This window comes from Massilia soli, from assembly GCF_016809835.1.
Taxonomy (GTDB): Bacteria; Pseudomonadota; Gammaproteobacteria; order Burkholderiales; family Burkholderiaceae_D; genus Telluria_A; species Telluria_A soli.
Window position 1 is genome coordinate 327,290 of the sequence record NZ_JAFBIL020000001.1, and the last position, 19,306, is coordinate 346,595.

Below are 19,306 nucleotides of genomic sequence, written 5' to 3' on the forward strand. Positions count from 1 at the left end.
TGCGGTGGTAAGATGCGCGGTCATGGCTTCCACTCCAACCTCCCGTTTTGCCGCGCCCGGCCATCCGCCCGCGACCACCACACAGTTCCGCGGCGTGCGCTTCCTGCACCTCGGCACCTCGTGGGTGCAGGGCGCGATGCGGCTCGATAAGCCCGACAATATCGAGCTCGAATACGTCCAGATGATGATGATGTGGATGCTGTTCAACGACCAGCCGAAGCGCATCGCCCAGCTGGGCCTCGGCAGCGCCGCGCTGACCAAGTTCTGCTATCAGCGCTTTCCGCATGCGCGCGTCGATGTGGCCGAACTCAATCCGAACGTGATCGACATCTGCCACGCCGAATTCGGCCTGCCGTCCAACGACGAGCGCCTCAATGTGCGCGAGATGGATGCGATGGATTTCGTGCTCGACCCGGCCAACCACAACAGCATCGATGTGCTGCAGGTCGACCTGTACGATGAAGACGCGCGCGGGCCGGTGCTCGATTCGCAGGAGTTCTACCAGGCCTGCCATGACTGCCTGACCGACGACGGCATCATGACCACCAACGTGTTCGGGGAGTTTTCGAATTACGACAAGAACCTGCAGAACATGGAGCTGGTGTTCGATGCGGTGGTGTGGCTGCCCGAGGTACACGACGCAAATATCATCGTCATCGCCTTCAAGCGCTCGCCGCAGGTTGACTTCAATGTGCTGTACGAGCGCGCCGGCGACATCAAGCGGCGCATGAACCTGCCGGCCAAGAACTGGGTCAATGGCTTCAAATCGTGGATGCAGGACTGCCAGGAATAGCTCAGGTATTTACATCAGCTTACCGCGTTTCTCGCTAGTTCGCAGGCAATATTGCCTGATTTCCACGTAAACACAACAGTCTCGTGATACGCGTTGTCGCACCATTTTGTTTCCCTTAGTATCGTTTGCAGCGGGTCGCCTGGCGCCCCGCCAGTCAATTCAATCTGCAAACGATAAAAAGAGAGAAACACAATGATGAGACATTCCAGCAGCCGACCACTCCTTCAACGCACCTTGCTCGCCACCGCCATGCTGGCGGCGCTGAACACCGCGTATGCGCAGCAGGCGCCCGAGACCACCGCGGTTGCCCGCGCCGACGACAACGCCCCGGCGACCGTCGTAGTCCTGGGTTCGCGCTCGACTGCCAAGACGGCCCTCGACACCGCCTCGCCGGTCGGCCTGATCAACATCAAGGACATGCAGACCGCCGGCCCGCTCGAACTGGGCAAACTGCTGCAAACGCTGGACCCGTCATTCAACTTCTCGACCACCTTCATCAGCGACGGCACCGACATCATCCGTCCGGCGACGCTGCGCGGCCTCGGTCCTGACCAGCTGCTGGTGCTCGTCAACGGCAAGCGCCGCCACCAGCAGGCGCTGGTGAACGTGCAGCAGACCATCGGCCGCGGCTCCGCCGGTACCGACATCAATGCGATCCCGGTGTCGGCGATCCACCACATCGAGGTGCTGCGCGATGGCGCGGCCGCGCAATACGGTTCCGACGCGATTGCCGGCGTGATCAACATCGTGCTGAAGTCGCAGGTCAACGAGACCCAGCTGAGCAGCTCGATCGGCACCACCAAGGAAGGCGACGGCGACCTGATCTCCGGCAGCGCCAACACCGGCTTCGCGATCGGCGATGGCGGCTACCTGAACCTGTCGGTCGAAGGACGCCGCCGCGACGAGACCAACCGCGCGGGTGTCGACACCCTGCGCGTCAATCCACCGCGCGTCACGCAGCGCATCGGCGACAGCCTGGCCAAGGATGCTTACCTGTGGTGGAATGCCGCGATCCCGATGGACAAGGACAGCGAGCTGTATGCCTTCGGCGGCGTGTCGAAGCGCACCGGCGACTCGGCAGGCTTCTTCCGCTCCGCCGGCGATGGCCGCAGCGTGCCGGCCGTGTACCCGAACGGCTTCCTGCCTAACATCATGACCACCGTGAAGGACGCATCGTTCGCCGTCGGCTACCGCCGCGACATGGCCAACGACTGGAAATTCGACCTGAGCATGGTGCACGGCCGCAGCGAACTCGGATTCCATGAGCGCGAGTCGATCAACATCAGCTATTGGTACGAACCGAAACCAGGCGGCGGCATCTACGCAGAATCGCCGCTCGAAGCCGATACCGGCACGCTAAAGTTCAACCAGACCACCTTCAACGCTGACCTGCGAGGCCCGGTTGATCTTGGCGGCCGCACGATCTCGCTGGCGACCGGTGTCGAATACCGCAAGGACAACTACGAGATCGTCGCTGGCGACCCAGTGTCGTACCAGTACGGCCGCACCAACAATCCTGCCATCCAGATCTTCGACCAGAACGGCGGCATCGCCGCCTCCGGCGCGCAGGGCTTCCCGGGCTACACGCCAGGCACTGAGGTCGACGATGGCCGCCACAACATCGCGCTGTACGTCGACGCGGAACACAACCTGACCGATAAGCTGCTGATCGCCGCGGCGATGCGCGCCGAGAAGTACTCCGACTTCGGCAACACCACCACCGGCAAGCTGAGCATGCGCTACGATCCATCGCGCACGCTGGGCATCCGCGGCAGCGTGTCGACCGGCTTCCGCGCGCCATCGGTACAGCAGAAGTTCTACAGCTCGGTGTCGACCAACCTGAATTCGGCCGGCGTGCTGACCGAGACCCTGACCGCCCGCGAAGGCAGCCCGGTGACGCGCGCCTTCGGCATCTCGCCGCTGAAGGAAGAGACCTCGAAGAGCGCCAGCTTCGGCATGGTGCTGCGCCCGTTGAACAACTTCTCGGTCACGGCTGACGTGTATCGCATCGACATCGACGACCGCATTGTCTTCTCGAGCAATATCGCTCCTGAATCGGGTGCCTGCCTTACCGCGGCAGCTTGCCCGATCAAGGCGATCCTCGATCCGCTGAAGGTCGGCCAGGCGCAGTTCTTCACCAATGCGATCGACACCACCACCGAAGGCTTCGATCTGGTGGCGGAACACACCACCAAGTGGCCTGGTTCGACCCTGGTGCTGTCCGGCCAGCTGAGCTTCACCAAGACGGAAGTCAACAGCCGCAATTCGCAGTCGCCGGTGCTGACCGGTACCCAGCTGTTCGACGATGCGCAGGTGACCCTGATCGAACGCGGTCAGCCGCGCCAGCACCACGTGTTCGCAGCGGACTACACCACTGGTCCCTGGAACGTGAACACCCGCGCCAGCTTCTTCGGCGCAGTGCAGGGACAAGGCTTCACCGCCCCGTTCATCCAGACCTGGGAATCGAAGTGGCTGGTCGACATGAGCGTGCGTTACGCGTTCACCAAGAAACTCAGCCTGTCGGTCGGCGCGAACAACCTGTTCGACACCTACCCGACCGAATGGGACAAAGTGAAGGCAGCACCGTTCCCGCAACTGGGCTTCACGCATTGCTGGGAAACCTGCCCGATCGGCATCAACGGCCGCCAGATGTACGCGCGGGTTGACTGGGCGTTCTAAGTACTATCGCCGCTCGCGCCACCACAGCGCGAGCATCGCCATTGTGAACAGCAATGCGAACGGCCAGGCAGGCAGCGGAGACGATCCCGCTGCCTGCGGCGCCGGAGTACGCGCCGCATAACGTGCGGTAGCATCCCGGCGCTGCGCCATCTGCCACAGCGGCCAGTCACTGTTCTCGTACACATACACAGCGTGCTTCGCATCGACCTTCATCCAGCCCGCCTTTTCCGGCCACACTGCCATGCATGACGCATCGGCCTTGTCGGGACGACGCTGCCATGCATCGCCGCGCACGCCGTAGCCGCATACTTCGAGCCGATGGCCCGCCAGCGGCATCTCCTCCGGGTCGATCCACGACACTTCCTGCGGCTTCGATACGCCTGCCGCGTCCAGCACGCGCTGCCACCACAGGCCAAGCGCGCGCGGCTCGCTGATCGCATAGCGGTGCCAGTCGACCGCGCCCAGCCACACGATGCGGCCGTTCTGCCATTGGCGCGTCCACGTCAGGTTGCCAGCTGGCGTCCATGCGCCCGCCGTCGGGTTGAACGGCGCCGGCGCCATGGCCAGCGGCGTGCCGACGGCCTTGTCGGCGCTCGCTTTCAGGTTAAGTTGCAGGCTACGCGCCCACACGCTCGTGTCGGATGCGTTTGACGCCAGCACGATCAACGGCATGCCGCCGGCAACCCGCTCCAGCAAGGCGCCTCGTGCCGCGCCGGGAATGCGCTCGAAGTACGCCGCGTCCACCACCATCAATCCGGGTGCCGCCATCGCTTCGCGTGCGGTTTCGGTACGGGTGACGGTCTTGCCGAGCGTGACCTGCCAGTCGAGTACTGCGCTGCTGTTGGACAGCAGTTCGTTCAGCACGCGCGTATCGAACGATGGCGCGGCGAAGCGGCCCTGCACTTGCAGCGCGGCGTTCTCACGCACGGTGAACGGAATTGGGCCCTGCGCGATCACCTTGCCAGCGCCATCGAGCAGGCGCGCCTTCAGGACCAGGCTTTCCACCACCGGTGGCAGCCATTGGACGGCGATGGCCTTGCCGGCGCCCACAGCCTCGGCGATGACCTGGTCATTCTCGGCCAGCAGCTGGAGCCGCGCACTGCCCGCCTTGCTGCGATGGACCGTCAGCGTGAACATGCGCCCCAAGGTCAGCTGGCGCGGAAAATCGAGTCGCAGCACATCGCTCGATGGCGTTTGCCAGTCGATCGGACGCGCAGGCAGGTCGTGCCATTGGGCGGCGCGCATGCCGTCACCAGCGACCTTCATCGGCTTCTGGGCGTCTTCCGCGGGCAGCGAGAACTCACCCACAAGCCCGGCCAGCGCGGCGCCTGCCACCAGCGCCAGCGCGGCGTCCAGCCATTTCTTGCGCAGCAGGTAGACCACAGCGCTGACGCAACCGATCGCCAGCGCTATCGCAAACATCATCATGGCTTTGCTCCACTGCGCCATGCGCGGGTAAATGGTGTTTCGGTCACTGGCTTCGCCTGCAGCACAACCGGTGCTTCGGTAATCGCACCGCGCAGCCACGCGCGCAGCACTGGCCGGCACGGCACGCATCCATCGGCCACGTCCTGGACCGCGCGCTGCGCCGCCAGGCGCTGGTCGTCGTTGGCGATACGTTCGCGTATCCAGTCCTGGGCATCGCGGGTCCACAGCGCCGGCAATGCGCCATCGCTGGCCAGCGTCTGCAGCAGGGCGCGCACTTCGGCAGGAATCGCCTGGTCCGCCGCCGCCTGCTCGCGCCGGTAGCTCTTGGCGCCGACCACGTCGCCGGTCATGCGAATCTCTTCCTTGATCGCGGGCGGCGCGAATGCGGTCTTGTGCAAGTAGATACGGTCGGCCTGCTGCAGCTCCTTGATCGCTTCAAGCGCCTTGTATTCGGGTGCCAGCGCAGGCTTGGGCGTAATCGCGCGCAGCGCCTTCTCGGCGTCCCACATCGCCGACAGCGCCCGCCGCAGCACCTTTTTGGTCGCCTCGTCGAACATCGTCGCGTTCTCCGATTCGTCGTGCATGTGGCCATATTCGGCGATCATCCCTGCAGACGAGCCGCCTGCCCCACCACCGCCGTGGTCGTGGCCGTCGCCTTCGCTATGCTCTTCTTCGCCGCCGAACAGGGTCGATTCCTCGCCGAGGAACTGGCCGTAGCGCCGCCGCAGGATCGCCTGGTCGCCGGCGATCTTCTGGCTGCGATCCTGCAGCGTGGCCGCCGCCAAGCGCGGGTTGGCCTTCATGTCCGCGATCAGCTGTTCGGTGTCGATGATGATCTGGCGCTGGCTGCGCAGGTTCTCCGGCTTGACCAGCATTGGCAGCGCCGTGCTCTCCTCGCCCTCTTCGACCGGCCCCGGCAGGCGCAGCGTGTAGGTCGGCGACTGCGACTGCTGCGCGCGTCCCGCGTTGTCGAACGCGCGGATGAAGAAGTACAGCTCGTCGCCCGGCTCCATGCCCAGGTCGGCTAGCGACCAGTCCTTCGACCAGTTGCGCACGCGCGGATCTTTCGATCCCGGCAAGGGAACTTCGCGGTCGCTGAACCGGACGTTCTCGCCGCTGCCGCGCGCCAGGGTCAGGTGCATCGTGGCGCGGGTGACGGCGTAGTCGTCCACTACCTCCACGGCGATACGGGCACTGGTGGCATCAGGCGAAAGCACCTGCACCATCTGCTTCGGCATGGATACGGTGATGCGCGGCGCGTTGTCGGGCACGACTTTCAGGTTGTAGCGAGCACCGCGCCAGCGCCAGAACACCGACTCCGTCGCGGTCCAGCGCACGCACTGCTGGCCAATCTTGAGCACCTGTCCGTCGGACAGTTCAATCGGCGGCTCGCCCTCGCGAGGCATCTTGAGACACCATTCAACAATAGTTTGCTCCGGCACCAGCAAGTCACGCGGCGCAGTGCGCGAAGCTGCGACACCCGTGTACTTCGGCGGCGTGATGCGCATGGCGAGTTCGGATTTCTGCACCGCGGCGGCGCGCGCAAGCGAGGGCGCTGCTACCGCGCCGTCAGTGGCCGTAAGCTGCGCCGCCCAGAACCCAAGCGCCGCGACGGCGCTGATTGCAAACCAGTGAAGGCCCAGCGGTACCCGCTCGCGCGCAATCGCACGCAGCCGGTCCTTGCCGATCGCCGATGACACGCGCGCCAGCAGGCGCTGTTGCTGCAGCCTGCCAACCGGCGTTTCCGCGCGCACTAGCAGGGCGCTGCTGTCTTCCAGCTCAGGAACCGCGCCATCGATCCAGCGTGTCCAGTTCCCATACACGCGCTGGCGCAGGCGGATGAAGTCCCAAGCCGCCCACGCGGCGCAAGCGAGCACGCCAGGCCAGGTGCGCAAGAGCACCCACGGCAAGGCTACCGCGAGCCATAACGGAACGCGCCGCCATACGGCGGCCAGCAGGATGCGCCGCGAGATGTCAGCGTTTGCGTGCATGCGTCACGATCCGTTCAAGCGCAAACAGCGCCAGCAGCGCCATGGTCAGCATGTCGCGCAGGGCGCGCGTGCCGGGGCCGAGGGGCGCCGCCGGGTCAGCCGCCAACAGCTGCGATGTCGCTACGTAGGGCACCGGCGGGTAATGCAGGCGCTGCCAGTCTCCGAACAGGCGCCGGGCCGACGCGGCGTCTTTGGGTGGCCACGCGTCTGAGGTCCACAGCCGTCCGCGCGGACTGTCCACATAGCGCAGCGAGCCGACCTGCTTCGCATTTTTCAGTTCAGGGAAGGCCGCTGCGTCGCCGATCCACCAAAGCGGCGCACGCAAGTCCGCTGGCGGCGCTTCTGGCACGTCCCAGATAATCAGCTCCGGCTTCCCGCCGTCGAACAGGTATCGTTGCGGCCCAGTGAGTGCGGCAAACATGGCACGCCACTCGTCGGGACGTTTGCTGGTCAATGCCACGCGGTGCTCGGACTTCGCAAGCGGCGCAGGCTTGGTGCGCAGTTCGACCTGATGGCGAAAGCGCGGCTTCTCGGCGGGCATCGCGACGGCGCCAACCACAATCACTTTTGCGTCGCTGAGCCATTCGCGTTCATGCCTGGCGAACCAGGCCAGCGGGTCGCCTGCGACATCGATCCGCGCGAATCCGGCTGCTTGCGCATCGCTACCGTCAGCGACAATGATGCTGTTCCCGCGCCATGGCACGATAGGGTCGGCCAGCCAGGTAATCAGGCACGCCAGCAACAGGCAGCGCAGGAGCAGCAGGAAGCGCTCAGCCCATTGCCACACGCGCCGCTGCTGCGGTTGCGCGCGCGGCAGGAAGCGCGCCGTGGCCAGCGGCACAGCCGTGACCCGCTCGCGCTTCTGCCGGTGCCACAGGATCGGCAGCAGCAGGACAGGCAGTGCAAACCACCACAGGCTCGTCATGCGCGCCCCGCCTGCCGCAGCCATCCGCGTAAGACCGATGCGACCGAATCTTCAATGCATGCCGACTGCGCGCGGATATCGTGCTTGCGCCATTCCGCAGCCACGCCGGCGAAGTGCGCCTCGCGGCGCTGGCGGTATTCCGCCTGCGCTTCCGGACCAAAGCGAAACACGCCATCGCCCTGCTCGGGATCGCGGTAAGCCTTATCGGCCGGGAAGCTGGCCTCAACTTCGGCGCGGGTCTGCAGGCACAGCGCGCGCACGTCGTGCTGCATGTGGCGCAGGCGCAGCAGCGCGTCGCTCATCGGCGAGGGGAACTCGAGGAAGTCGCTGACCGCAAACACCAGGCTGGGCGAGCGCGCAAAGTGCAGGCTGGCGCGCAGCGTTTCGGCCGGTGGGAGAACGCCGGATGCTTCGGCGCGCGACAGCTGCGCCAGCACCCGGTGCATCTGGCGCGGTCCGCGCGCGGCAGGCGTGAAATTGACGCGGCCATTGGACAGCACCACCAGGCCGAAGGCATCGCCCTGGCGCTGGGCCACCGCCGCCAGGCAGGCCAGCACCGTGCGGGCGTACCACAGCTTGTCGACATTCGGCATCGCCAGGCTTGGCTCGGCCATGCTGGCGGTCGCGTCGAGCCACAGCCAGACGGCGACGTGGCTGTCGCGCTCCGCTTCGCGCACGTAATAGCGGTCGGCGCGCGCCAGCAGCTTCCAGTCGACGCGGCGCCACTCGTCCCCGGGCGCATAGGCCCGGTATTCGGAGAACTCGACACCCGCCCCGCGTTCGCGCCCGGCGTGGATGCCGTGGCCGAGCCCCGCGAGGACATAGCGGATGATCAGGTCGAGGTCATTGGTTTGCGCAAGCAGCGCAGGCGTGGCCAGCATGAATCGCTCAGTCGACCTTGATCTCGTTGCGCAGCGACTGCAGGATGTCCGCGATCGCCACGCCATCGGCTTCCGCCTCGAAGTTGCGCAGCACGCGGTGCGCCAGTACTGGCAGCAGCATTTCGCCAATGTCTTCGCGCGTGACAGCCAGCCGGCCATGCATCAATGCGCGTGCCTTGGATGCCAGCACCAGCGCCTGTCCGGCGCGCGGACCGGCGCCCCAGCCCACGTGTTTGGTGATGCTCGCCACCTTGGTATCCTGCGGACGCGTGGCGCGCACCAGGCGTGTGGCGTAGCGCAGCAGATGCTCGCCAATCTCGATATCGCGCACCAGCTGCTGCAGGCGCAGCAGGGTTTGCACATCCATCGCCGGCACCGCGTCCTGCAGGCCGGCGTGGGTGGTGCGCGAGACCATCATCATTTCTTCGTCTTCGGTCGGGTAGCCGACGTCGATGCGCAGTAAAAATCGGTCAAGCTGCGCTTCCGGCAGCGGGTAGGTGCCGGCTTGCTCGATCGGGTTCTGGGTCGCCAGCACAAAGAAAGGCTGCGGCAGCTTGTGGGTCTGTCCCGCGAAGGTCACCGAGCGCTCCTGCATCGCTTCAAGCAGCGCGGACTGCGTCTTGGGCGGCGCGCGGTTGATCTCGTCGGCCAGCAGCACCTGCGTGAACACAGGACCCTTCTGGAAGCGGAACACACGCTGCTTCGTGCTGGTGTCTTCTTCGAGGATCTCGGTGCCGACGATATCCGACGGCATCAGGTCGGGCGTGAACTGCACGCGGCGGAACTGCATGTCGGTCGCCTGCGCAAGCGACTTGACCAGCAGCGTCTTGCCCAGCCCCGGCACGCCCTCGACCAGCGCGTGGCCGCCAGCGAGCAGGCAGATGACCAGCGACTCGATCACAGTGTCCTGGCCGATGATCACCCGCGACATGCTGGCCGTGAGCGCCTTCACGCGCGCGGTCAGGTCGGCTACTTCAGATTCATTCCATGCTACTGCATCACGTTCCGACACTTTCATGCTCCCAATGCGTACTGAATAATATTGACTGCAAAGCGCGTGTTGTCGATCGCCAGCCAGCGCTTGTTACGAAAGTCGTAATCCCACTCGCAACCGTAGTCCTTGTTCGAATAAAGAACCCGAACGCGGCCGTTGAATTCGATCGCCTTCAGGTAATCGTGGACCAGGTCGTCGCCCCAGCCATTGAGCTCCACGCCGGTGTTCGGAGGGCCGTCGAATTCAAAGAAACTTGAATAGATGCGGTGGTTGTTGGGGATCTTGTGCAACGCCTTGGGGCCGAACATGCGCGCCAGTTCGGCCTCAAGCGACTTGGCGAACAGGCCATCGATGTCGTGATTGCAGTCGTCGATGAACACAAAGCCGCCGCCGCGTACATAGCGCTCGAAGTTCTTGCGCTCGGCCGGCGAGAACTGCACCAGCTTGTGCCCGGCCAGGTAGCAGAACGGCGCTTCCAGCATCTTAGGGTCCGACAAGGCAACCACGCGTTCGACCGGGTCAACCCGCAAGGTGGTGTACTCCACCAGCGAGTTGAGCACATTGCTGGGCATGCGGATATCCACGTCCCAGTCGCCCGAGTCGTACATCAGGCGCGTGAAGTAGAAATCGTAGCTCGCCATCCGGATCCTGTTTAAACCGCGTCCGACAGCGACGTAAAGTTAAAGTCGCGCAGCTTCATCGGCGGCAGCACCATCTGGAAGCGTCCCTCGCCGCCCATCACGACCGGCTTGCCAAGCTCGTCGACGTTGTTGAGCATCGATACCGGGCTCTCGTTGAAGCGGAAGTTCTTCACCGGGTGCTTGATCTTGCCGTTCTCGACGTAGAAGGTGCCGTCGCGGGTCAGGCCCGTCAGCAGCAGCGACTGCGGATCGACCATGCGGATGTACCAGGTGCGCGTGACGAGGATGCCCTTCTTGGTCGACGCGATGATCTCGTCGAGCGAGCGGGTGCCGCCAGCCATGATGATGTTGCCATGACGGCCCTTCGCTTCGATGCCCTGCTTCTGCGCCCAGTAGCGGGTGTAGTCGAGCGAGGCGATTTTGCCGTTCTTGATGATGTCCGTGCGTTCGCGCGGCAGCATCGAGTCGTTGTCCCATGGGCGCACCGGCACGTCTTTGTCCCACGGGTCGGCCCAGACGTTGACCTGCTCGTCGAACAGCTTTTCGCCGAGGCGATTGCCGCCGCCTTTTTTGGACAGGAAGCTGCGGCCTTCGTCGGCTTGGCGCGCGTCAAACGCGTTGAACATGAACCGGAGGATGTCCGACGTCGCCGCCGGTTCGAGGATGACGGTGTAGCGGCCCGGCTCAAGCGCCTTGGCATCGACCGAGCGCAGCGCCTTCTCGATCGCAACCTGCGACGCTTCGCGCGGATCGAACTTGCTGGCGTCGTTGACCGAACGCGTCACCCAGCCCGAACCGCGGCCGTCTTCCGTACGCGCGGTGCAGGTGAAGCTCAGGTTGGTGAACTCCTGGTGGCCGAACACGCCCTTCGAGTTGGCGACGGTTTCAAAGCCGGTGGTGTCAGTGAAGAACCCTGCCGTCATCAGCTTGTTCTTGCGGCCGGCGACGATGCTGTGCGATGCCACGTCGGCGCGGTAGTCCGCATCGATGGCGGCGGTCGAGGCGCGGAAGGTGTTCGACGGCTTGAATGCCTGCTTTGCTACCGCCGGCATGAACTCCGGGTTCTCCGGCGCCAGGCGGGCGACGTCTTCGGCGCGGCGTACCGCCTTTTCCAGCGACTTCTCGTCGAACTCGTTGATGGTGGCGGTGCCCTGGCGCTTGCCGAAGGCGACGCTGACGGTCAGCTCGGTGTTTTCGATGATACCTGCGGTCGACACGCTGTTCTGCGCGTAACGGATATTACCGGTGCGCCCGCCGCTGATCGACACACGGCATTCGTCGGCTTTCGAAAAACCGATCACGCGGTCACAGATGCGTTTTGCTTCTTCCTGGTTCAGCTGTTTCATGTTTTTCCCTTAACCGATCTTGCGCGCGGTGTTGATCACATTGACGCCGTTGAAGCGCGTCGTCGACGAGCCGTGCGATACCGCACTGACCTGGCTGGGCTGGCCTTTACCGTCGAAGAACGAACCGCCCATGCGCCAGTCGCGCTCATCGCAGATCGCCGAGCAGGCGTTCCAGAACTCCTGGGTGTTCGACTGGTACGCAACGTCTTCGACCGGCCCGGTGATCTTGCCGTTCTTGATTTCGTAGTACATCTGGCCGCCGAACTGGAAGTTGTAGCGCTGCTGGTCGATCGAGTACGACCCGCGGCCCAGGATGTAAATGCCCTTTTTGACATCCTTGACCATTTCGTCCGGCGTCAGGCGCGCCTTGCCCGGCGCCAGCGAGATGTTCGGCATGCGCTGGAACTGCACGCTATCCCAGCTATCGGCATACGAGCAGCCGTGCGATTCTTTTTCGCCGATGATGTGGGCCTGGTCGCGCGTGGCCTGGTAGTTGACCAGCACGCCGTCCTTGATGATGTCCCAGCGCTTCGATGCCACGCCTTCGTCGTCATACCCAACCGCGCCGAGCGAGCCCGGGGTGGTTTTGTCGGCGAAGAAGTTGACGCGCTCGGCGCCGAACTTGAATTTCTTGGTCTGCCACTTGTCGAGCGTCGCGAAACTGGTGCCGGCGTAGTTGGCTTCGTAGCCGAGCACGCGATCGAGCTCGGTCGGGTGGCCGACCGATTCGTGGATGGTCAGGAACAGGTGCTCAGGCGAGAGCACCAGATCGTACTTGCCCGGCTCGACGCTCTTGGCGGTCAGCTTGGCGCGCGCATCGCGCCCGGCCAGGCGCGCATCCTCGACGATGTCGTACGACTTGGTGTACAGGGTGGTTACGCCGCCGGCGGCCATGACCTTGTCTTCCTTGCGCGCGTCAAAGTACTCGTAGCCCATGCCCACTGGCGCCGCCAGGCTGTCGCGCGTGCGGAACTTGTTGGTGGCCTTGTCGACCGCGGTGGCGGTGAACGGCGCCCACAGGCGGTGCACGTCCTGGTCGATGTACGAACCGTCGGTCGATGCAAAATACTTCTGCTGGTTGACCTGGAACAGGGTCGAGGTCATGAAGTTTGCGCCCGCATCCATGCCGGCCTTGTTGGCGGCGATCAGCATGTCCGCTTTTTCCTTGACCGGAACGGTGCGCCAGTCCTTCTTGAATGGCGTCACCCACGCCACTTCGCCCACGCCCTTGACCGGCGCCAGGCGCACAGGCTCGGCCTGCAGCTTGGCGTTGGCCTTGGCGATGGCAACCGCCTGGCGTGCGGCGTTGGCCACGCCATCGAGCGACAGGTCGTTGGTCGCGGCGAAGCCGTAAGCGCCGCCGGCGATCACGCGCACGCCGACACCGGTCGACTCGGTGTTGACAACGTTTTCGACGTTCAGGTCGCGCGTGGTGACGAACTGGTTCAGGTAGCGCCCGATACGCACGTCGCAATAACTTGCGCCGGCCTTGGTGGCGGTGTTCATCGCGGCGTCTGCCAGCGACTTCTTGAAGGCGACGGCAACGGGGTTCATCAACTCTTCGGCAGCGATGGCGTTGCCGTAGACGGGAATCAGCAGGGCGCCTGCGGCGCCGCTGCTAATTTTAAGGAAGGTACGTCGTTCCACTCTAATACTCCAAACTTTTTAAACTGCGTCGGACAGCGACGTGAAATTGAAGTCGCGGACCTTCATTGATGGAATCGCCATCGCATACTGGACTTCGTCGCCGCCGATAATCTGCGGCTTGCCGATCTCCTCGATGTTGTTGAGCATCGTCACCGGGCTCTCATTGAAGCGGAAATTCTTGACCGGATACTTGATCTTGCCGTTCTCGATGTAGAAGGTGCCATCGCGGGTCAGGCCGGTGAGAAGCACCGACTGCGGATCGACCAGGCGGATGTACCAGGTGCGGGTGACCAGGATGCCCTTCTTGGTGCTGGCGATCAGTTCCGCAGTGGTCTTGTCGGTGCCCGACATGATCAAGTTGCCCGGCGCGCCAACCGCGCGCACGCCCTGCTTCTTGGCCCAGTACAGCGAGTAGTCCAGTGCCGAAACGCGGCCGTCCTTGACCAGCGCCATGCGCTCGCGCGGCAGCATGGTCTGGGTGTCCCACGGCAGCACCGGCACGTCGGTATTCCACGGGTCGGCCCAGATGTTGACCTGTTCGTCGAACAGCTTCTCGCCCAGGCGCGTGCCGCCGCCTTTTTTCGACAGGAAGCTGCGACCTTCATCGGCCTGGCGTGCGTCGAAACCGTTCATCATGTAGCCGATCAGGTCCGACGTTGCGGCAGGTTCCAGGATGACGGTGTAGCGGCCTGGCTCCAGCGCTTTGGCGTCAACCGAGCGCAGCGCCTTTTCGATTGCCACGTTCGACGCTTCACGCGCGTCAAAACGCGACACGTCGTTGGCCGAGCGCTTGACCCAACCCGACCCGCGGCCGTCTTCGGTACGCACGGTGCAGGTGAAATCGAGGCCGGTGGTTTCCTGGTGGCCGAACACGCCGTTGGAATTGGCGATCGCTTCGAACGACGTATTGTCGGTAAAGAAGCCTGCCGCCACCAGCTTGTTCTTGCGGCTTTCTTCGATGCTGTACGCCGCTGTCTGCGCGCGGAAATCAGGATCGATGGCAGCGGTCTTGGCGCTGAAGGTGCTGGTCGGGCGGAATGCCTGCTTGCTGACAGCGGCGACGAATTCCGGATTTTCCGGCGCCAGGCGCGCCAGGTCTTCAGCGCGGCGCACCACTTTTTCGAGCGACTTGTCGTCGAACTCATTAATGGTCGCGGTGCCCTGCTTTTTGCCGAAGGCGACCTGCACTACCAGCTGGGTGTCTTCCACCAGGCCGGCGGTCGATACGTTATTGCGTGCATACCGGATGTTACCGGTGCGGCTGCCGCTGACGGTCACGCTGCATTCATCGGCTTTCGACAGCGCCATGACACGGTCGCAGATTCGCTTGGTTTCTTCAGAATTGAGAAGTTTCATGTTGGTCCTTAGCCGATCTTGCGAGCGGTGTTGATCACGTTGATGCCGTTGAAGCGCGTGGTGCTCGACCCGTGCGAGACGGTGCTGACCTGGCTAGGCTGGCCTTTACCGTCGAAGAACGAACCGCCCATGCGCCAGTCGCGCTCATCGCAGATCGCCGAGCACGCGCTCCAGAACTCCTGGGTGTTCGACTGGTACGCCACGTCTTCCAGCGGCGCGGTGATCTTGCCGTCCTTGATTTCATAGAACAGCTGGCCGCCGAACTGGAAGTTGTAGCGCTGCTGGTCGATCGAGAACGAACCCGCGCCGACAATGTAGATGCCCTTCTTGATGTCCTTGACCATCTCGTCCGGGGTCAGCTTCTTCTTGCCTGCTTCCAGCGAGATGTTCGGCATGCGCTGGAACTGCACGCTGCTCCAGCTGTCTGCGTACGAACAGCCATGCGATTCCTTTTCGCCGATGATGTGGGCCTGGTCGCGGGTGGCCTGGTAATTGACCAGGATACCGTCGCGGATGATGTCCCACTTCTTGGTCGGCACGCCTTCATCGTCGTATCCAACCGCGCCCAGCGAGCCAGGCACGGTCTTGTCGGCGGTGATGTTGACGCGCTCGGCGCCGTACTTGAATTTTTTCGACTGCCACTTGTCGAGCGTGGCGAAGCTGGTACCCGCGTAGTTTGCCTCATAGCCCAGCACGCGATCGAGCTCGGTCGGGTGGCCCACTGACTCGTGGATCGTCAGGTACATGTGCTCAGGCGAGAGCACCAGGTCGTACTTGCCCGGAACAACCGATTTGGCGGTCAGCTTCTCCTTGGCCTGGCGGCCGCAGGCGCGCGCATCTTCGATCAGGTCATACGAATTCTTGTACAGCGTGCAGACGCCGCCGGCAGCCTTCAGCTTGTCTTCCGGACGCGCGTCGAGGTATTCGTAGCCCATGCCAACCGGCGACGACAGGCCCTGGCGCGAACGGAATTTGTTGGTGGCCTTGTCGACTGCTGTCGCAAACACCGGCATCCACATGCGGTGCACGTCCTGGTCGATGTACGAGCCTTCGGTCGATGCGAAGTACTTCTGCTGGTTCACCTGGAACATCAGCGACTGCATGAAGTTGGCGCCGCCATCGAGGCCCGCCTTGTTCGCTGCGATCAGCAGGTCGGCTTTCTCTTTGATTGGAACGGCGCGCCAGTCCTTCTTGATCGGCGTCGCCCACTTCACTTCACCGACGCCCTTGAGCGGCGCCAGTCGCACCGGCTCGACCTGCAGCTTGGCGTTGGCCTTGGCGATGGCCACTGCCTGGCGCGCCGCGGCTGCGACCGAATCGGGCGACATGTCGCTGGTGGCCGCGAAGCCGTAGGCGCCGTTGCAGACAACGCGCACGCCGACACCGACAGATTCAGTGTTGGTGATGTTTTCAACGTTCAGGTCGCGGGTGGTGATGAACTGGTTCAGGTAGCGCCCGATGCGGACGTCGCAGTAGCTCGCGCCGGCACTGGTGGCGGCGTTGAGGGCCGTATCGGCCAGCGCCTTCTTGAATTTGTCTGCCAGTGGGTTGAGTAGTTCGTCAGCTGCGACAGCATTGCCGAAGATCGGTACAAGCATCGTACCGAGAGCTAATCCGCTGATGTTGAGGAATGCGCGTCGTTCCATAGTATCTCCAAATACTCCCGAGGGAAGCGGCGCGCCATGCATATGCCGGCCGCTCTTGTTGTAAGTACAGTCTTCTGGCGATCAATTGCCTGATTAAAAGCAGCAGAAACCATACCAGCAAAACAGTGAGTTGAACACGCAAAGTTTGTGCCAATTGCTAAGTTGTTGATTTCTTAAACGGCCCCGTTGCCCGCTGGGTGTCCGCGCTGTCCGCGCAACTGTCCGGCAGGGCGATCGGACAGTATGTACATGCATTGCCGGGTCAGGCGCGGATGGTAAAGACGTATGCATATTAGAATGCACTTGACCGGCGCCGGACCTTGTTCGATGATCGCCGGGCATTCAACCATCTTGGGAGACACAACGACATGAAAAAACTGATCCTGGCCGCCGTGCTGGCAGCATCCGCAGCAGCAGGTACCGCGCACGCACACGACGAGCTGAAGGCAGCCATCGCAGGCAAGCACCGTTCGGCCGCGAACTCCGCGCGCGACGCGGCGCGCCATCCGTACGAGACGCTGACCTTCTTCGGCATCAAGCCGACCATGACGGTGGTTGAACTGTCTCCAGGTGGCGGCTGGTACACCGAGATCCTGGCGCCCTACCTGCGCGACAAAGGCAAGCTGATCAGCGCTGGCGAATCGCCGGAGTCGGCCAAGCCGGGAGCGCGCCGCTATGCGGAGAACTTCACCAAGAAGCTGGAAAGCGACGCAGCGGTGTTCGGCAAGGTGCAGCGCGGCCTGTTCGAACCGCCGACCAGCTACAACATCGCTCCGGCCGGCAGCGCCGATATGGTGCTGACCTTCCGTAACCTGCACAACTGGATTGGCGCCGGCGACGACAAGGTCAAGGAGATCTTCACCAAGGTGCACGAGACGCTGAAGCCAGGCGGCGTGTTCGGCGTGGTCGATCACCGCATGCCGGCAGCGCGTGCGGCCGGGGACAACGGCTATGTGCATGAGGCTTATGTCATCAAGATGGCCGAGAGCGTCGGCTTCAAGCTCGCTGCCAAGTCGGAAGTGAACGCGAATCCGAACGATAAGGCCGACCATAACAAGGGTGTATGGGCGCTGCCGCCAACGCTGGCAAACAAGGAAGTCGACCGCGAGAAGTACATGGCGATTGGCGAGAGCGACCGCATGACGCTCAAGTTCGTCAAGCAGTAAGCGCCACGTAACCCCGTCATTCCCGGCACTGCCTGAAATGACTTCCCGCGCAGGCGGGAATCCATACTGCCCGGGCACTGGATGCTCGGCGTGGATTCCCCCTTTCGCGGGAATGACGGTTTCCGGGCTACCGGTATCCGACGCGCTAGAATCAGTTCACCGACATCACCTGAACCACACCATGACGATCAATCGCATTATCGCTGCCGCCTTCCTCGCCGTCGCCAGCCTCGCCGCCCGCGCGCAAGCGCCAGAAGCGCCCGTCGCCCCGGCCATCCCGGCACCCGCCCCTGTCATTCCCGCCAACCTCGAGAACTCGGTGGTCAAGGTATTCACCACGCTGCGCCGCCCAGACCTGTTCAAGCCGTGGAGCAAAGCGGCGCCGCAGGAGGCGACCGGATCGGGCGTGGTCATCGAGGGCAAGCGCATCCTGACCAACGCGCACGTGGTCGGCTACGCCAGCCGCGTCGAGATCCAGGCCAGCCAGTCGGGCGACAAGATCGGCGCCACCGTGGTGGCGATCGCGCGCGGGATCGACCTCGCGGTGCTCAAGCTCGACGACGAATCGTTCTTCGACACCCACGCCCCGGTGGCGCGCACCAACGTGCTGCCAGCCGTGCGCGACGCGGTGTTCGCCTACGGCTATCCGACCGGCGGCAACTCGCTGTCGATCACCAAGGGCATCGTCTCGCGCATTGAATTCGTCAACTATAACTTCAACACCTCCGGCCTGCGCATCCAGATCGATGCCGCGATCAACCCGGGCAACAGCGGCGGCCCGGTCATCGGCGACGACAAGATGATCGGCCTGGCCTACGCCACCGGCACCAATGTCCAGAACATGGGATTCATCATCCCGAACGAGGAAATCGAGATCTTCCTGGCCGACGTCGCCGACGGCCGCTACGACGGCAAGCCGGTCATGCTCGACTACATCCAGACACTGGAGAACCCGGTCCTGCGCCGCTACCTGAAGGTCGACAAATCGGTCGAGGGCGCGGTGGTGCAGGGCCCGCACCGGAAGGACGGCCCGCTGAAGGAGTGGGACATCATCACGCACATCGGCGAGACGCCGGTCGACAACCAGGCGATGGTCAAGCTTGGGCAAAACCTGCGCGTGCGCTTCCAGTACCACGTGCAGCGGCTGGCCAAGAACGGCAAGGTGCCGCTGACCGTGGTCCGCGCGGGCAAGCCGATGCAGGTGCAGCTGCCGTTGGAATCCGAACGCAAGATGCTGATCAAGGACCTGGACGGCGGCTACCCGTCGTACTTCATCTACGGCCCGATGGTGTTCGCGCGCGCCAGCGCCGAATTCGTCGGCGCGCTGTCTGCCAACGCCGCCGGCCTGAGCGCGCTGAGCTTCATGGGCAATCCCCTGATCACGCGCCGCGGCGACGAGCCCGATGCGCAGCGCGAAGAACTGGTCGTGGTCAGCGCACCCTTCTTCCCGCACAAGCTCAGCGCCGGGTACAGCAACCGCTTCACGTCGGTCATCTATTCGATCAACAAGGTGCCGGTGCGCAGCCTGGCGCACCTGGTGGCCATCTTGCGCGATCTCAAAGATGAGCTGGTCGTGATCCACTTCGACCAGCGCGCCGGCGAAACCATCGTGTTCCCGCGCAAGGAAATGCTGGAAGCGACTGAAACTGTACTGACTGACAATGGAATCCGCACCCAGGGCAGCCAGGACATGATGAATGTCTGGAACGGCAAAACCCCGATCAAACGATAAACTCGCGAATCTTGATAAACTTGCGAAAGTCTGATACGGTGGGGTTATCTGACCGGGAGGACTTATGGCTGGCTGGGCTGA

The 19,306-nt window shown here is 63.6% G+C and carries 14 protein-coding genes; 4 read left to right on the forward strand and 10 right to left on the reverse strand.

All coding sequences use genetic code 11. The features are described from left to right. Positions 1-22 precede the first annotated feature (22 nt). Both I4X03_RS01535 and I4X03_RS01540 read left to right on the forward strand, forming a co-directional pair. On the forward strand, positions 23-793 hold the full coding sequence (locus tag I4X03_RS01535) for a fused MFS/spermidine synthase (RefSeq protein WP_223464630.1): 771 nt from the start codon (positions 23-25) through the stop codon (positions 791-793). Between the two features lie 192 nt (positions 794-985). Then, complete coding sequence (locus I4X03_RS01540) at positions 986-3,472, forward strand: TonB-dependent receptor plug domain-containing protein (RefSeq protein WP_223464633.1); 2,487 nt, start codon at positions 986-988, stop codon at positions 3,470-3,472. Between the two features lie 3 nt (positions 3,473-3,475). Here the strand turns inward: I4X03_RS01540 and I4X03_RS01545 are convergent, their stop codons facing one another. From I4X03_RS01545 to I4X03_RS01590, 10 genes are read right to left on the reverse strand one after another with little or no spacing between them, the layout of a single operon-like run. After that, the gene (locus tag I4X03_RS01545) at positions 3,476-4,900 is read right to left on the reverse strand and encodes a hypothetical protein (RefSeq protein WP_223464635.1); all 1,425 of its coding nucleotides are present in this window, start codon (positions 4,898-4,900) and stop codon (positions 3,476-3,478) included. Beyond that, positions 4,897-6,891: a DUF4175 domain-containing protein gene (locus I4X03_RS01550; protein WP_223464638.1), complete on the reverse strand. Its 1,995-nt coding sequence runs from the start codon at positions 6,889-6,891 to the stop codon at positions 4,897-4,899. Before I4X03_RS01550 ends, I4X03_RS01545 begins: the two co-directional genes overlap by 4 nt. Then, positions 6,875-7,816: a BatA domain-containing protein gene (locus I4X03_RS01555; protein WP_223464647.1), complete on the reverse strand. Its 942-nt coding sequence runs from the start codon at positions 7,814-7,816 to the stop codon at positions 6,875-6,877. The genes I4X03_RS01550 and I4X03_RS01555 overlap by 17 nt, the downstream gene beginning before the upstream one ends. Continuing rightward, positions 7,813-8,697: a DUF58 domain-containing protein gene (locus tag I4X03_RS01560; protein WP_223464650.1), complete on the reverse strand. Its 885-nt coding sequence runs from the start codon at positions 8,695-8,697 to the stop codon at positions 7,813-7,815. Before I4X03_RS01560 ends, I4X03_RS01555 begins: the two co-directional genes overlap by 4 nt. Positions 8,698-8,704: 7 nt before the next feature. Continuing rightward, positions 8,705-9,715 (reverse strand): AAA family ATPase, encoded by a 1,011-nt coding sequence (locus tag I4X03_RS01565; protein ID WP_223464652.1) that lies wholly within the window; start codon positions 9,713-9,715, stop codon positions 8,705-8,707. Continuing rightward, the gene (locus tag I4X03_RS01570) at positions 9,712-10,332 is read right to left on the reverse strand and encodes a DUF4159 domain-containing protein (protein WP_223464655.1); all 621 of its coding nucleotides are present in this window, start codon (positions 10,330-10,332) and stop codon (positions 9,712-9,714) included. The genes I4X03_RS01565 and I4X03_RS01570 overlap by 4 nt, the downstream gene beginning before the upstream one ends. A gap of 11 nt (positions 10,333-10,343) precedes the next feature. Then, on the reverse strand, positions 10,344-11,678 hold the full coding sequence (locus I4X03_RS01575; RefSeq protein WP_223464657.1) for a TldD/PmbA family protein: 1,335 nt from the start codon (positions 11,676-11,678) through the stop codon (positions 10,344-10,346). A gap of 9 nt (positions 11,679-11,687) precedes the next feature. After that, a complete protein-coding gene (locus I4X03_RS01580; protein WP_223464659.1) occupies positions 11,688-13,325 on the reverse strand; it encodes a TldD/PmbA family protein in 1,638 nt (545 codons plus the stop codon). A gap of 18 nt (positions 13,326-13,343) precedes the next feature. Then, complete coding sequence (locus I4X03_RS01585) at positions 13,344-14,681, reverse strand: TldD/PmbA family protein (protein ID WP_223464661.1); 1,338 nt, start codon at positions 14,679-14,681, stop codon at positions 13,344-13,346. Between the two features lie 8 nt (positions 14,682-14,689). Then, positions 14,690-16,327 (reverse strand): TldD/PmbA family protein, encoded by a 1,638-nt coding sequence (locus I4X03_RS01590; protein ID WP_223464663.1) that lies wholly within the window; start codon positions 16,325-16,327, stop codon positions 14,690-14,692. Positions 16,328-16,695: 368 nt separating this feature from the next. On the opposite strand from I4X03_RS01590, the gene I4X03_RS01595 reads away from it, so the two are divergent. Together I4X03_RS01595 and I4X03_RS01600 are read left to right on the forward strand one after the other, a co-directional pair. Next, on the forward strand, positions 16,696-17,493 hold the full coding sequence (locus I4X03_RS01595) for a class I SAM-dependent methyltransferase (protein ID WP_223464665.1): 798 nt from the start codon (positions 16,696-16,698) through the stop codon (positions 17,491-17,493). Between the two features lie 181 nt (positions 17,494-17,674). Beyond that, complete coding sequence (locus I4X03_RS01600; protein ID WP_223464666.1) at positions 17,675-19,225, forward strand: S1C family serine protease; 1,551 nt, start codon at positions 17,675-17,677, stop codon at positions 19,223-19,225. Positions 19,226-19,306: the final 81 nt, after the last annotated feature.

Bases quoted from the DNA above. Each gene is read 5' to 3' on its own strand.
- I4X03_RS01535 (WP_223464630.1), top strand. From the start codon at position 23: ATGGCTTCCACTCCAACCTCCCGTTTTGCCGCGCCCGGCCATCCGCCC.
- I4X03_RS01540 (WP_223464633.1), top strand. From the start codon at position 986: ATGATGAGACATTCCAGCAGCCGACCACTCCTTCAACGCACCTTGCTC.
- I4X03_RS01545 (WP_223464635.1), bottom strand. From the start codon at position 4,900: ATGATGATGTTTGCGATAGCGCTGGCGATCGGTTGCGTCAGCGCTGTG.
- I4X03_RS01550 (WP_223464638.1), bottom strand. From the start codon at position 6,891: ATGCACGCAAACGCTGACATCTCGCGGCGCATCCTGCTGGCCGCCGTA.
- I4X03_RS01555 (WP_223464647.1), bottom strand. From the start codon at position 7,816: ATGACGAGCCTGTGGTGGTTTGCACTGCCTGTCCTGCTGCTGCCGATC.
- I4X03_RS01560 (WP_223464650.1), bottom strand. From the start codon at position 8,697: ATGCTGGCCACGCCTGCGCTGCTTGCGCAAACCAATGACCTCGACCTG.
- I4X03_RS01565 (WP_223464652.1), bottom strand. From the start codon at position 9,715: ATGAAAGTGTCGGAACGTGATGCAGTAGCATGGAATGAATCTGAAGTA.
- I4X03_RS01570 (WP_223464655.1), bottom strand. From the start codon at position 10,332: ATGGCGAGCTACGATTTCTACTTCACGCGCCTGATGTACGACTCGGGC.
- I4X03_RS01575 (WP_223464657.1), bottom strand. From the start codon at position 11,678: ATGAAACAGCTGAACCAGGAAGAAGCAAAACGCATCTGTGACCGCGTG.
- I4X03_RS01585 (WP_223464661.1), bottom strand. From the start codon at position 14,681: ATGAAACTTCTCAATTCTGAAGAAACCAAGCGAATCTGCGACCGTGTC.
- I4X03_RS01590 (WP_223464663.1), bottom strand. From the start codon at position 16,327: ATGGAACGACGCGCATTCCTCAACATCAGCGGATTAGCTCTCGGTACG.
- I4X03_RS01595 (WP_223464665.1), top strand. From the start codon at position 16,696: ATGAAAAAACTGATCCTGGCCGCCGTGCTGGCAGCATCCGCAGCAGCA.
- I4X03_RS01600 (WP_223464666.1), top strand. From the start codon at position 17,675: ATGACGATCAATCGCATTATCGCTGCCGCCTTCCTCGCCGTCGCCAGC.